This is a genomic window from Frateuria edaphi (assembly GCF_021117405.1).
In the GTDB taxonomy this organism is placed as follows: domain Bacteria; phylum Pseudomonadota; class Gammaproteobacteria; order Xanthomonadales; family Rhodanobacteraceae; genus Frateuria_A; species Frateuria_A edaphi.
In genome coordinates, this window is sequence record NZ_CP088251.1 from 3,431,069 (window position 1) to 3,444,624 (window position 13,556).

At 65.9% G+C, this 13,556-nt stretch carries 10 protein-coding genes; 4 read left to right on the forward strand and 6 right to left on the reverse strand.

What is annotated here, in order from left to right:
• Positions 1 to 7: 7 nt before the first annotated feature.
• The 3 genes from LQ772_RS15915 to LQ772_RS15925 form a co-directional block, all read right to left on the reverse strand.
• Complete coding sequence (locus LQ772_RS15915) at positions 8 to 1,411, reverse strand: epoxide hydrolase family protein (protein ID WP_231322220.1); 1,404 nt, start codon at positions 1,409 to 1,411, stop codon at positions 8 to 10.
• Between the two features lie 356 nt (positions 1,412 to 1,767).
• Positions 1,768 to 7,380 carry a trifunctional serine/threonine-protein kinase/ATP-binding protein/sensor histidine kinase gene (locus LQ772_RS15920; RefSeq protein ID WP_231322222.1) on the reverse strand — a complete coding sequence of 1,871 codons (5,613 nt, stop codon included), beginning with the start codon at positions 7,378 to 7,380 and terminating at the stop codon, positions 1,768 to 1,770.
• Positions 7,381 to 7,548: 168 nt separating this feature from the next.
• Positions 7,549 to 7,971: an organic hydroperoxide resistance protein gene (locus LQ772_RS15925; RefSeq protein ID WP_231322224.1), complete on the reverse strand. Its 423-nt coding sequence runs from the start codon at positions 7,969 to 7,971 to the stop codon at positions 7,549 to 7,551.
• Between the two features lie 240 nt (positions 7,972 to 8,211).
• On the opposite strand from LQ772_RS15925, the gene LQ772_RS15930 reads away from it, so the two are divergent.
• The 4 genes from LQ772_RS15930 (at position 8,212) to LQ772_RS15945 (ending at position 11,098) form a co-directional block, all read left to right on the forward strand.
• Complete coding sequence (locus tag LQ772_RS15930) at positions 8,212 to 8,583, forward strand: response regulator transcription factor (RefSeq protein WP_231322225.1); 372 nt, start codon at positions 8,212 to 8,214, stop codon at positions 8,581 to 8,583.
• Between the two features lie 78 nt (positions 8,584 to 8,661).
• Complete coding sequence (locus tag LQ772_RS15935; protein ID WP_231322227.1) at positions 8,662 to 9,300, forward strand: response regulator transcription factor; 639 nt, start codon at positions 8,662 to 8,664, stop codon at positions 9,298 to 9,300.
• A gap of 293 nt (positions 9,301 to 9,593) precedes the next feature.
• Positions 9,594 to 10,445: an SDR family NAD(P)-dependent oxidoreductase gene (locus LQ772_RS15940; RefSeq protein ID WP_231322230.1), complete on the forward strand. Its 852-nt coding sequence runs from the start codon at positions 9,594 to 9,596 to the stop codon at positions 10,443 to 10,445.
• A gap of 80 nt (positions 10,446 to 10,525) precedes the next feature.
• Entirely contained in the window at positions 10,526 to 11,098 is a 573-nt protein-coding gene (locus LQ772_RS15945; protein ID WP_231322233.1) for an NADPH-dependent FMN reductase, read from the forward strand.
• A gap of 30 nt (positions 11,099 to 11,128) precedes the next feature.
• On the opposite strand, the gene LQ772_RS15950 is transcribed toward LQ772_RS15945, so the two are convergent.
• The 3 genes from LQ772_RS15950 to LQ772_RS15960 all read right to left on the reverse strand — a co-directional run bounded on the left by LQ772_RS15950 (position 11,129) and on the right by LQ772_RS15960 (position 13,453).
• On the reverse strand, positions 11,129 to 12,337 hold the full coding sequence (locus tag LQ772_RS15950) for a YbfB/YjiJ family MFS transporter (RefSeq protein WP_231322235.1): 1,209 nt from the start codon (positions 12,335 to 12,337) through the stop codon (positions 11,129 to 11,131).
• 103 nt (positions 12,338 to 12,440) lie between these two features.
• Positions 12,441 to 12,677 (reverse strand): tautomerase family protein, encoded by a 237-nt coding sequence (locus LQ772_RS15955; RefSeq protein ID WP_231322237.1) that lies wholly within the window; start codon positions 12,675 to 12,677, stop codon positions 12,441 to 12,443.
• Positions 12,678 to 12,742: 65 nt separating this feature from the next.
• Complete coding sequence (locus tag LQ772_RS15960) at positions 12,743 to 13,453, reverse strand: SDR family NAD(P)-dependent oxidoreductase (protein WP_231322239.1); 711 nt, start codon at positions 13,451 to 13,453, stop codon at positions 12,743 to 12,745.
• Between the last annotated feature and the right edge of the window lie 103 nt (positions 13,454 to 13,556).

Genomic DNA, 13,556 nt, shown 5'->3' on the forward strand with positions numbered 1-13,556 from the left:
GCGTGTCTCATCGAAGTGGCTTGAACGTCGCGCGCAACTCGTCGACAAACACGGCCGGCTGTTCCCACGCGGCGAAGTGACCGCCTTTGTCGAGCCGGTTGTAGTGGATGAGCTTCGGATACGCGCGCTCGCTCCAGCTCCTGGGCGCCTGATAGAGCTCGTCCGGGAACGCGCTCACGCCGACTGGGATGTCGACGCCTTTGGGCGCGAAGAAGGCCAGCTTGCTTTCCCAGTACAAGCGCGCGGAGGACACGGCCGTGTTGGTCAGCCAGTACAGGGTCACGTTGTCGAGGATATCGTCGCGCGACAGGCCTTCACGGTGGCCATCGAACACGCGCGCGATCAGGGCGTAGCTGCGCGCGTCGTGGTCGAGCATCCAGGCGGCCAGTCCCACCGGGGAATCGGCGAGGGCATACAGGGTCTGCGGGCGGCCTGCCATTTCCTGCGCGTATCCAAGGCCGTGCCGATAGAAGAAGTCGAGCTGTTCATAGGCGTGCTTCTCGTCGGCGGAGAGATCCGCCGGCGCCGGCCGGTGCGCCTGCAATGCGGCTTCGATGTCGGCGGGCACCGTCGCGGGCATGTTGGTATGGATGCCGATGAGTTCGGGCGCCTTGAGTAAGGCCATCTGCTCGGTGACCGCATTGCCCCAGTCGCCGCCCTGGGCGACGAAGCGGTTGTAGCCCAGGCGCTTCATCAGCACGACCCAGGCGCGCGCGATTCGGACGGGATCCCAGCCGGTTTGCGTGGGCTTGCCGGAAAACCCGTAGCCAGGCAGCGACGGGATCACCACATCGAACGCGTCCGCGGGGGAGCCGCCGTATGCGGTCGGATCGGTCAGCGGCCCGATGATTTTCATCTGTTCGGCGATCGAGCCCGGCCACCCGTGCGTGATGATGATGGGCATGGCGTGGGGGTGCTTGGAACGCACGTGGATGAAGTGAATGTCCACACCATCGATGCGCGTGACGAACTGGGGGACCGCATCGAGTCGCGCCTCGAACCGGCGCCAGTCGTAGTCCTTTGCCCAATATGCAGCGAGCTTTCGAAGCGTCGCCAACTGGACGCCCTGGGACTGGTCGTCGACGGTTTCCTTCTCGGGCCACCGGGTGGCCTCGATCCGGCGGCGCAGGTCGTCGAGTTGCGCCTGTGTCGCGTGGAATCGGAACGGCCGGATCGACGTGTCCTGCGCGCTGGTGACGGCCGTTGTGGGGGAGATTGCGGTTGGAGTGTTCATGGCTTGCTCGGAATATGGGGAGGCTGAGACGACCCGGCAGGCGAGTAGCGTGGCCACCGAGATGGCAAGAGCGCACAGGCGGGTCGACGCGCCCCGCACGGCCGTCCGCGACGGGCAGCTGCGCGGGGCGTACATGGCGCTGCCGCGCGATGCATGCGTGGGATAACGGGCGATCATGTCGAATCCTCGGATGGAAAAACCGATGCTCTGGACGCTGCGGCTGCGGAAAGGCACCCGTGCACATGGAGCATGGGCAATCACACCAAGCGTGCCGCGCGCAGTCGATTGCACGAAGGTGTTGCCCGATACCTTCGTATGCGTTTCGGAAACGGGCGTGAGGCATTGGCCTGGGTTCGCGATCGCGCGGTCCTGGGCCGGCAAAAATGAGCGTCACATTCGCCGAGGAAACGCGGGTAACGGCCGAGTCCGCCCCCGGGATGGTGTTAGATCCGTGGCGCCCAGGTATCCCCCGCTCGTGCGCGATGGCGCGTGCCCCGCCCCATCGCGGCGCAGGAGCTCAACGGGCAACGACCCTATTCCGGGATCGCCCCGGTTGCCTGCGCCCCGTCGATCGCTGGCAGCGTGCCGTCGAGCGCCGCCCTCACCTCACCCGCCACGAGTGGAATGACGAAGGAAAATGTGGCGCCGCCATCCTGGTTGGGCTCGGCCCACAGCCGGCCCCGATGGGTTTCGATGATCGTCCGGCTGATGGACAGACCCACGCCCATTCCATCGTCCTTGGTGGTGTAGAAGGCCTCGAAGTACTTCTCCAGTTGCCGCGGGTCCAGACCGATTCCCGAATCCTGGACGCTCAGCCGCACGCCCTCGCCTTTCTCGAACCGTGTACGAATCACCAGTTGTCTTGGGCGTCCTTGCTCCAGCGTGCTCATCGCATCGGAAGCATTGGTCAGCAGGTTGAGGATGACCTGCTGCAACTGCACGCGGTCGCCCGTGACGAGCGGCAGGCGATCGGCAAACTCCGTGCGCAGGCTGACCTGGCTGCACAACAGCGCATTGGACGCCAGCGCCACGACCTCACCGGCCGCCTCGTTGAGGTCGACCAGCTCGGCGAAGGTTTCCTTGCGGGCGAACAGCGAGCGCAGGCGCTTGATGACTTCCGATGCACGGTTGGCGTCGCGGATCGTGCGACGCGCCGTCTCCATCGCGCCCTCGGTGGCCGGCGGCTCGACGGCGAGCATGCGCAGACAAGTCGATGCGTTGGTCATGATGCCCGCCAGTGGCTGGTTCAGCTCATGCGCAATGGAGGCCGAGAGCTGGCCGATGCTCGCGACGCGGTTGGCGTCGGCCAGGCGCAACTGCACTTCGTGGTACCGGCGCAGGCTGTCGCTGGCGGCGGCCTCGGCCGCAACGCGATCGGACAGGTCGAGCACGAAGGAAACGCCCTCCGTCGGCGTGGCCTCGAACAGCGCAGCACCGATGAGCACGGGGACGCGCGAGCCATCCTTGCGCATGAGCTCGCCCTCGAAGGGCGGCGCCACGCCGGTTTCCAGCATCGTCTGCATGACGCGATCGTTGCTTTCAGCCCACTCCGGCGGCAGCAACGCTTTCCACTGCATGCGACCGCTGGCGCGATCGGCGCTGTCGTAACCGATGATCTCCAGGAACGCGTCGTTGCCATCGATGATCCGGCCGTCGAGCGCCCAGGTGAATATCCCGATGATGTTGGAATTGAACAAGCGCCGCACCCTCGCTTCGCGCTCTTGCACTTCCTTGTACAAACGGATGTTCTCCAGCGAGATCGCCGCTTCCGACGCCAGCAGCTTCAGTACCGCGATGCGCGCTGGCGTAAATACGTGGCTCGCGAGCCTGTTCTCCAGGTACAGGACGCCGATGAGGCGGGCCTGCTTGAGCAGCGGCAGGCAGAGCAGCGAGCGAGACGCGTGCTCGATCAGGTAGGGGTCCTGGGAAAACGCGGTCTCCGTAGTCGCATCGGTGATCAGCAGCGGCTCCTGAGTGCGCAGCACGTACTGGAAGACCGACAGGGGCAGCCTGTCGCCGGTCACGATGGACGATTGCTGCAGGACATCCACCGTGTCGCTGTGCGTTACGGCGTCGGCCTCGATGCGATACTCCGCGCCACGCGGAAGTATCAGCAGCCCGCGCTCTGCGCCTGCGTGCTCGATGGCCAGGTGCATGATCGTGTCGACGAGCCGGTCAACCTCGATCGCGGACGAGATCGCCTGGGACACCTGAATCACGGTGGCCAGGTCGAGCTGCTCGACCGGGGTCAGCCAGGTACGACTGGCGTCATGGTGCTCCGCAGGCCTGTCCAGCCCGGGATGCAACCGCTCGAGCTGGCGCACCTTTCCCTGCGCACCCCAACGGCGGTAACCCTCCTGGGCATCGCTCAGATATGCGCGCGCCGCCTTTCCCATGCCGCGGACAAGGAAGAAGTTGCCGGCGCATTCGTTGGCCACCGCCTCGTTGTGGACGTGCCCGTTGTCGCGTGCGGAGCGGATTGCGGCTTCATACAGATGCTCTGCTTCGAGCATGCGCCCCTCGATCCGCGCGATCTCTGCCCCCACGAGAGCGGCCCGGTTTTCGAAGTTCGCAGCCGAACACCCGGCCCAGATTTCCAGTTGGCGGTGATAGCGTGTCGCGATGTCGAAGTGCCGCCCCCGTTCATCCAGAGGCGCGAGATGCCAGCGGGCGGCATGCGCAAGCGCGCCGTAGAAGAAGAAGTCGGCAGTCTCCAGCTGCGATGGCGAGGTCCACAGCAGCCGGTCCGCGTTGTCCGAGGCGCGGATCGCCTCCTCCAGGTCGCCGCAGAAATAACGTCCCTGCAGTTTCCGTGTCCAGTAAAAGAACGTCGCCAGGGCTAGTACCGGGCTGCCGGTGAGGTGGGCCTCGGCCTCGGCTTCGTCGTAGTCGTCGTCGTCGAAGCAGCCGAACCGCGGGGTCAAGCCACGCAGCGTGCGGATCAGCCCCACTTGCGCCGCGCACAGGTCGACCACCATGCCAAAGCCGGCATCGCGTGCGAAGGCCAGTCCGGTTTCCGCATCGGCCTGGATGCCCGCCAGTTCATCGCCGGCCGCGAGGCAGTTGGTGATGAGCGCATCCCAGCTGTACGCGGCGAAAGTGAGGTCGCCCCTGCCGAAGGCGGTGTCGAACGCACGGCGGATCAGATCTCGCCCGCTGGCAAACGGCTCGAACCATGGCATTACCATGTTGCCGAAGACGATGTACGTGCGCGCCTGATAGCGTGTGAGTCCGCGCTGCTCGACCAGTTCGTAGCCCAGGCGGCCGAAGCGGTAGCCATCGCGGTAATTGCCGAAACGTGGCCCGGCGAACGTGGCGAAGAACACGTAGCCGAAGCAGGAACCATCGCTGTGCCCGTGTTCGAGACTGAGGTTGACCATGCGGCACAGAACGAGCGAAGACAGGTTTTCGTCGAAGAAGAAAGCCGGCGTCACGATCTCGGTGAACACATCGAGCATGTCCAGAACGTCCGGATCGGTCGCCAGTGGCAGGTCGACCAGGTCCTCGATACTCCTGTCACCCAGCTGGGCCCAGATGCGCTCATACTCCTGCATGACGACCTCGCGCGGCGGGCGCGCCGTCCAGTCGGTGCCGTTGCGGCGCAGGTAGTCGAGGAAGACTTCCACGCAGAGATCGCCGCGCGAACGCGTGGTGTAAAGGGTCAACCGCAGGCGCGTCACGGTGGCGAAGTCGTGGCGCGTCCCTGCTCGCCGGGCTAGCATTTCCAGCCGCCGTTCGGCCGCGTCGAGATCGGCGGTCATCAGTTCGCATTCGGCGATGAGCGATTCCAGCGCGAACATCAGTTCGTAGTGGAGGGTCCAGTCATCCTCGGCCAGCAGCGCACGCCCTGCCCGCAGATAGGTGAGCGCCGATGCGTATGCCGTGGATGCGCGTGCACGCCGGGCGGCGACCAGATTGAACGCGGCGACCTGCAGCCGCTCGTGGACCGATTCCAGCAGGTGCGCAGCACGGTTGTACTGGTTCACGATCTCGAAGATCGCTTCTTCCCGTCGATCGGCCGGCGTGTGTGCGGCAAGCAACCGGCCGATGCGCAAGTGGGCAGCCGCTCGCGCCGTGGACGGCACCTGCGAATATGCCGCTTCTTGCACCCTGTCGTGGACAAAGCGGTAAGCGCTCCCGTGGCGCCGGACCAGCTCCTGCCGCAGTGCTTCCCACAGGTCCGCCTCCAGGTCCTCGGCCGAGGTCTCGCAGACCGCGCTCAACGTCTGCAGGTCGCTGGCATGGCCCAGGCAGGCGAACGTCTGGATGGTCGCCAGGGTCCGTGGCGGAAGACGAGAGAGCTTGCGCACCATCAGGTCGACGATGTTGTCGCTGTAGCCCTTGGCGAGCGTTCGCTCGCGGTCCCACGTCCATCGCATCGTCGCATGGTCGAACGCGAGCAACCCCTCCTCCGCCAGTGACTTGAGAAACTGGATGGCGAAGAAGGGATTGCCGCCCGTCCTGGCGTGGATGAGTTCGGCGAGCGAGCGCATCTGCGCGGCCGGCGCGCGCAGCGATTCGGCGACGAGCTGTTGCAGGTCGCGCGGGGTCAGCGCAGGCAGGATGAGCGTGCGGACATCCGCGCCGTGTTGGCGGAGCGCATCGAGCGTCCGTGCCAGGGGGTGAAGCATGCTCACTTCATTGTCGCGATAGGCGCCGATCAGCAACACATGGCGCATGTCGCCGGCGGTCAGCAGATCGCCAAGCAGATCCAGGGTCGCCGAATCCAGCCACTGCAGGTCGTCCAGGAACAGCGCCAGCGGGTGTTCCGGACGTGCGAATACGGAGATGAAGCGGCGCACGGCGAGCTGGAAGCGCCGCTGGGCGTCCCGCGCGGGGAGCGCGACGACCGGCGGTTGCTCGCCGATGATCAGCTTCAGTTCGGGCACCAGGTCGAGCAGCAATGCACCGTTGGGCCCCAGCACATCGGCGAACGCATCGCGCCAATGCGCCAGTTCGTCGTCCGGCCTGGCCAGCAGCGGCCTGACCAGTTGCCGGAACGCCTGTGCGAAGGTGGCGTAAGGAATGCCGGCCTTGTACTGATCGAACTTGCCGGAGGCGAACAACCCCCGCGGCGACACCAGCACCTTGTGCAGCTCGTTCACGACGGACGATTTGCCGATGCCGGAGTAACCCGCGACCAGCACCAGCGCGGGCGCTCCGGTTTCGACGACGTCGTTGAACGCGCCGATCAGCTGCTCGATCTCCGCTTCGCGACCGTACAGCTTTTCCGGAATCACCAGGCGCCCGGGATGGTCGTGTTCGCCGAGAGCGATCGCCGCGTCCGGTATCCCTCTCTCGCACGCGTCGATGCACAGCCGAAGATCGTGCGCGACGCCCCGGGCGGTCTGGTATCGGTCTTCCGGCATCTTGCTGAGCAGCCGCATGATGAGATCGGACACTGCCACCGGAAGGCCAGGCACGCATTGCACCGGCGGCGGAGGCCTGCGGGCAATGTGGCAATGCACCCATTCCATCGGATCCGATGCGTTGAACGGCAGTGCGCCGGCGACCATGCGGTACAGAAGGACGCCGAGCGAGTAAAGGTCGCTGCGCGAGTCGACCGAGCGGTTCATGCGTCCGGTCTGCTCCGGCGCCATGTAGGCCAGTGTTCCTGCGATCAGTTCAGGCGGATCGGGCGCCTGCCGCTCGCGGGGCAGCCGCGAGGCGATGCCGAACCCGAACAGCATGACGCGGTCTTCCCCGGGAGCGACCAGAACGTTCGTCGGCTTGATGTCGCGATGTACCAGGCCGCTCTCATGGACTCGCCCGAGCGCACCTGCAAGCGACAGGGCGAGACGGAGAAAACGCGACAGCTCCATGGGCCGCCCATCGAGGCGGCGCTCGAGCGGCTCGCCTTCCTGATGCTCGAGCAGGAGCAGCGTGCGTCCACGTTCGCTCAGCAGATCGATCGGCCGCAGCGCCCACTCGCCATCCAGGTGCGCTCTCAATGCGTACTCGTGCTTCAGGCCTTCGGCCACGGCGGAATGCGGTCGCCCCGAAAGCGGCAGCACCGCGATGCATGCCTGCTCGGTGCCGTCCTCCTGTGTCAGGCTGGCCCGATGGAATTCACGCTCGCCGTCGTCCCAAAGAAACTCGCGGGAGGCGTGGCCACCCTCGATCCCCCACAGAGACGTCAGCGCCATCGGGGCCTCCGGCCGGCAATCGCAACGGATCACGCACGGGCGTGTCGGATGGGATCGACGATACTGCTGCGCTCTGCAGGTTGGCAATCGGGACCGTTACCGACGCGATGCAGCCAATGATGGACCACGCGGCGCCACCGCTGCGTAGCGGTGGCCGCCTGCGGTGGATCAGACCACGTTGATCATCACCCCGATGCTGTCCCTTAGCGCTTTTGAGTACGGACAGATGTCGTGGCCCGCCTTGGCCAATGCTTGCGCGGTCTCCCGGTCCAGGCCGGGCAGCGTGATGTTCAGGCGGGCTGCGAGGGAATAGCCGTCCGCCCCCTGACGCAGGTCGACTTCGGCGTCGACCGCCGCGTCGGGCGGCAGCACCACACGCAGCTTGCGTGCGGCGACACCCATCGCGCCGATGAAGCACGCCGACCAGCCGGCGGCCAGCAACTGCTCGGGGTTGGTGCCGGTGCCGTGCGTCCCGGGCGTGGAGAATCCGACCTCGAGGATGCCGTCATCGCTCTTGGCCTTGCCTCCGTCGCGTCCACCCACCGTGTGGGTCCGCGCCGTGTAGATGACTTTCCGTTCTTGCTCGTTCACGTTGAGCTCCCAAAAAATGACCAGGGGCCCGATGAAACTACGGTTCCGCGCTGCAGGCGATTGCACCTAGGTATCGATCCGTGCCGCAAACCGCGTAGTCCGGTCGAAATCGACACCTAAGTACCATGTGAAGAGAGCCACTACCTGGTGCACCCTTGCGTCAGGAGCTCATCGCGGGGGATCTGGCATGAACAGACATTCGGGCCGCGTAATCCGTGTGCTCGTCACGGATGGCTCGCCATGACTGTGCGTCGCTTAGTGGCGATCGTCGACGACGACCAGTCGGTGCGCGAGTCGCTGCCGGACCTGTTGAAGACGGGCGGATACGATGCCGACGTGTTTGCATCCGCCGAAGACTTTCTCGTCTCGAGCGCCCCCGACCTGGCCGCCTGTCTGGTGGTGGACGTCTACATGCCGGGCATGTCCGGCCCTGCCCTGCAGGAGGAACTGGCGCGGCGGCGCAACCGCATCGCCATCGTTTTCATGAGCGCGCACATCGATGCCAACGTGCGTCGTGAACTGATTGCACGCGGTGCCGCCGACTGCCTGTTCAAGCCGTTCAATGGCGAGGCGCTGCTCGATGCGATCGCTGCGGCCATCGACAACGGATGAGGCCGCATGATGCTTGCATCAGTGTCCCGAAAGGATTATTCACCGCTACGCGACGGCAACTCCGACGAGGTGGCCCCCATGAACAGCGCCGCGCCCATCGTATTCATCGTGGACGACGACATATCGGTGAGGGAGTCACTGGAATCGCTGGTGAAGTTCGAGGGCTGGTGCACCCGGGCATTCGCGACGGCAGGCGACTTTCTCGCGCATCCGAGGGAAGCCCGGCCTTCCTGCCTGATCCTGGATGTCACCCTGCCCGACATCAACGGCCTGGACCTGCAGAGGTTGATCGCCGTGGACCGCGCCGACATGCCGATCATCTTCATCTCGGGCTATGGCGACATTCCCATGACCGTGCGGGCCATGCGCGCGGGGGCGGCGGAATTTCTCACCAAGCCGGTGGAAGACGGAATTTTGCTGGAGAGCATCCGGGCTGCCATTGCGCGCAGCACGGCCGCGCTCGAGGACGTCGCGCGGACCCGGTCGTTGCGTGAAGCGCATGCCTCACTGACGCGGCGCGAGCGCGAAGTCATGGCGCTGGTGGTCTCGGGCTTGCTGAACAAGCAGATCGGCGGGCAACTGGGGATCAGCGAGATCACCGTCAAGGCCCATCGCGGCCGGGTGATGCAGAAGATGCGCGCCAGGTCGGTGCCGGACCTGGTGAAAATGGCGGTGGTGCTGGAGCACGCCAGCGCACCCGCCAGGAATGACGAATAGCCTCTCGCCGGCGAGCCTAGTGGTTCGAACGGATAGCGCTTGATCGAAATCGATCGATGCGCACGACGACTCGCAGCGTCCGCGAGAACATTGGGTTTGGGATTCAGACCGCAGGCTGCAGCCCTACTGCCCCTTCCGCGCGGCAGCTTCTTCAGCAGGGCATTCGGTCGTAGTCGTCGAAGACAACCCGCATCCCCAGGGACAGCCGACACCAAAGTCCACTATCCGGCCCAACGCCTGAGCGTGACACTTTGGCTCGCTGGCAAATGGCCAGATCGAGAAGGTGCACGTCCATGGCACACGAACAACCGACGACGAAAACGCGAACCGGGACGTCACCCGGCACTGCCATGATCACAGGGGCTTCGTCAGGCATGGGGGCGGTGTATGCCGATCGCCTGGCCAGGCGCGGCCACGACCTGATCCTTGTGGCGCGAAGCGCCGAACGACTGTCGGCACTCGCCAACGCGATCTCCGCTGATACCGGTCGCCACGTCGACTACCTTGCGGCCGATCTGCAGCAGTCTGACGAGGTGGACCGCATCGAGGACAGGCTGCGCGGCGACACGCGGATCTCCATGCTCGTCAACAACGCCGGGATCGGATCCTCGATGCCGCTGATCCATTCGGACGTTGCCACGATGCGCGCGATGGTCACGCTCAACGTCGAAGTGCTGATGCGCCTGACCTACGCCGCTGTTCCCCGGTTCGTGCGCCAGGGGCGAGGAACGATCATCAACATGGCCTCCATCGTCGCCATCGCCCCGGAGATCCTCAACGGCGTCTACGGCGGAACGAAGGCGTTCGTGGTCGGTTTCACCCAGTCGCTGCATCACGAGCTGGCGGACAAGGGCATCCGCGTGCAGGCGGTATTGCCAGGCGCGGTAGGCACGCCGTTCTGGGACAAGGCGGGCACTCCGCTGTCGGCTGTCCCCAAGGACATCGTCATGAGTGCGGAAGATGCCGTGGATGCGGCTCTCGTCGGCCTGGACCAGGATGAGCTCATCACCCTGCCCGCGCTCCCGGACATCTCTGCGTGGCAGGCCTACGAGGAGGCGCGGCAGCGGATGATGCCCAATCTCTCGCGCACCGCGCCTGCCGCGCGCTACCGGATGGACCGCTCGCAAGCGGCGGCCTCGGGTTAGCGCAGGGCGATACCACAGGCGCAGCCCAGGCCTGGCCTCGATAGCGCCTCCGTGAAGCCGATTTCGAGAGGGAAAGCACCGTGGAAACCCCACTGAACGTGGCCGTGCTGGTCGGAAGCCTTCGCCGTGCGTCCTACACGCGCAAGGTCGTGATGGCGCTTGCCGGCCTGGCACCGCCCACCCTTGCCTGCCATATCGTCGAAATCGGCGACCTGCCCCTGTATACCGAGGACCTGGATTCGACACCGCCTGCAGCGTGGACGCGATTCCGCGACGAGATCCGCAGGGCGGATGCCGTGCTCATCGCCACGCCGGAGTACAACCGCTCGGTGCCCGGCTGCCTGAAGAACGCGATCGACGTCGGCTCGCGGCCGGATTATCCCAGCGCCTGGGACGGCCTGCCGGCCGCGGTGGTGAGCGTATCGCCCTACAAGCTCGGCGGTTTCGGCGCAAACCACCATGTCCGCCAGAGCCTGGTGTTTCTCAACATGCCGGTGATGCAGCAGCCGGAGGCCTACATCGGCGACGTGGCGACCATGTTCGATGCGCACGACCGGATTTCCTCGCCCGAAAGTCGGGCGTTCCTCGAGCGCCTGATCGGCAGTTTCGCGGATTGGGCGACCCTGACCCGCCGCGCAAGCGCGGTGCCGTAGCTCGTCACGCCCATTGCATGATGCGCCCGCTCACGTCCCGGACGGACGGGCAAGCGGCAGTTTCTGGCGCCACACCAGCACCACGTCGATCGACAGCGCCGCCAGCAGCGCGACACTGCCGCATATGAAGAGCACCGCATAGTTGCCTGTATGCGCGAACAGGTACGACATCGCATACGCTGCCACCGCTTGCAGGACCGCGAAGCTGATCGTTGCCCTGCTCCACGCCGCCTTCTGCTGGGCCGGATGATGCGGCAACAGCTCGTGGATGCGCCCCAGCGCGAGCGGCACGATGCCTGGCGTAAAGGCGCCGACCACGAAGCTCGACAGCATCAGCGAAGCGGCGCCCGATCCCAGGGCCGGGAGCGCCACGGTCACCGCCTCCGCCAGATACGCCAGCCGCAACGCACGCCCGAAGCCCGTGCGATCGGCCATGTGCCCGGTCAGCACCGGTCCCACCAGCGCGCCCAGGCCGAACAGCACCCAATAAGCGGCGCCGACCTGCATGCCCTGGCCCAGGCCGTGCGCGATGAAGGCGACCAGGAAGATCATGTGCGGCACCAGGCCTACGGCGTTCAAGGCGTACTCGGTGTACAGCCCGCGCACCAGTCCCGCGTGCGGCGGCGCAGTGTGGGGATGGCTGGCGGCATTCGCATGTTCCGCGTCCGCCGGCCAACCGCGCCAGGCGGCAATGGTGAGCACCAGCGATATCCCACCCAGGCCCAGCCAGGTACCGGCCAGGCCTCCGCGAAGCAGCAACGGCACGACCGTTCCGGATGCCGCGATACCGGCGCCCACACCCATGAAGATCACTCCGCTCGCTAGTCCGCGCCGGGCTGGCGGCACGTGCGGCAGCACGGTCGGTGCGGCCAGCACCATCAGCGCGCCGCCGGCGAGGCCCGACGCGAAGCGCCAGGCGAAAAACCAGACGAACGACCACGGCCACGCGCAGGCGGCGAGCGCGATCGACGCCAGCAGCATCATGGCGCGGATGGTTACCCGCGATGTCGCCAGGCGCGCGGCGCTGCGCGCCACCAATGCGCCGGCCAGGTAGCCGGCAAGATTGGCCGCGCCAAGGTACGCCGCACTGGAGGCGGCGAACCAGTGGGCGTCCACGATGGCCGGCAACAACGGCGTGTAGGCGAAGCGTGCCAAGCCGATGCCGACCAGGCTGGCGCAAAAGCCCGCCAGCGTGGCTCGCCAGGATGAAACCGCCTGGATGGATGAGAATGTGCGCATGCCTTGGCTCTCCAGCGGCGGGACGACCGCCCGGGCCGGCCCGTCCGCGCCACATCGTCAGGTGGGCCGCCGGTGCCATACACCAGCGTGCGCCGTCGGGGTGCTACTTGGGCTCTGTCGCCCGCCGGCGGCGGAATTCCATCGCCGGCAGCCCGCCCCAACCCCAGTTCTCCAGGTCCACCTCGTCGATCACGACAAAGGTCGATTCGAGCGGCTTGTGCAGCACGTCGAGCAGCAGTTCGCTGACGCCCTTGATGAGTGCGGCTTTCTCTTCCGACGTCGCGGCGTCGCGGCCCGGGGCGGTTCCTTCGCGGGTGATCTGGATGTTCACGTACGGCATGGTGGTCTCCTCGATGGGTGGGGACGGATGCTGACCATCCGTCCCGGGGGTTTCCGATCGATGCGTCAGTGGCCAGCGCTCTGGCCGCCGTCGACGTGCAGGATCTCGCCCGTCACGAAGCCTGCCGCATCCAGGTAGAGCACGGCATTGACGATGTCATCGATCTCGCCCATGCGGCCTACCGGATGCAGGGCGGACAGGAACCCGTGCGTTTCGGGCGCATGCATCGGCGTCTTGATGACGCCCGGCGAAACCGCGTTCACCCGCACGCCGCGCTTGGCGTATTCGATGGCGAGCGACTTGGTGGCCGCGTTGAGACCGCCCTTGGTGAGCGAAGCGAGCACCGAGGGCACGCCGTCGATCGCGTGGTCGGTCAGGCTGGTGGTGACACTCACCACGTGCCCGCTGCCCTGCTTCTCCATCTCGGCGATGGCCAGCTGGGTGATGTGGAAGAAGCCGGTAAGGTTGACCGCGAGATTGCTGGCGTAGTCTTCCGCCGTGAAGGCCGTGAAAGGCTTGGCGGTGAACGTGCCGGCGTTGTTGACCAGCGTATCGATGCGGCCAAAACGCGAGAGCGCTTCGGCAACGATGCGCTCGGCCGTGGCATGATCGGCGATATCGCCGGGTACGGCGATCACGCCGGCGTCGCTCGACGGCCGGATGGAACGGGAGTTGGCGATGACGTGGTAGTTGCGGTCACGGAAGGCCTTTACCAGGCCTGCGCCAATACCCTGGGATGCGCCGGTAACGATGGCGACTTTCTGTTGGCTGTTCATGGTGTTCGTCTCCAGTGAGCTTGATTCGGTTGCTTTGCCGATCGGCGGTCGCCGACACGCCGGAATCTATGAGCGCCCCCGGGGTTTGCGAATCCCCGTCATC

What these genes read in the sequence shown, in the direction of transcription:
- LQ772_RS15930 (WP_231322225.1), top strand. Translation starts at nt 8,212, where the DNA reads ATGACTGTGCGTCGCTTAGTGGCGATCGTCGACGACGACCAGTCGGTG.
- LQ772_RS15950 (WP_231322235.1), bottom strand. Translation starts at nt 12,337, where the DNA reads ATGCGCACATTCTCATCCATCCAGGCGGTTTCATCCTGGCGAGCCACG.
- LQ772_RS15920 (WP_231322222.1), bottom strand. Translation starts at nt 7,380, where the DNA reads ATGGCGCTGACGTCTCTGTGGGGGATCGAGGGTGGCCACGCCTCCCGC.
- LQ772_RS15935 (WP_231322227.1), top strand. Translation starts at nt 8,662, where the DNA reads ATGAACAGCGCCGCGCCCATCGTATTCATCGTGGACGACGACATATCG.
- LQ772_RS15960 (WP_231322239.1), bottom strand. Translation starts at nt 13,453, where the DNA reads ATGAACAGCCAACAGAAAGTCGCCATCGTTACCGGCGCATCCCAGGGT.
- LQ772_RS15915 (WP_231322220.1), bottom strand. Translation starts at nt 1,411, where the DNA reads ATGATCGCCCGTTATCCCACGCATGCATCGCGCGGCAGCGCCATGTAC.
- LQ772_RS15955 (WP_231322237.1), bottom strand. Translation starts at nt 12,677, where the DNA reads ATGCCGTACGTGAACATCCAGATCACCCGCGAAGGAACCGCCCCGGGC.
- LQ772_RS15940 (WP_231322230.1), top strand. Translation starts at nt 9,594, where the DNA reads ATGGCACACGAACAACCGACGACGAAAACGCGAACCGGGACGTCACCC.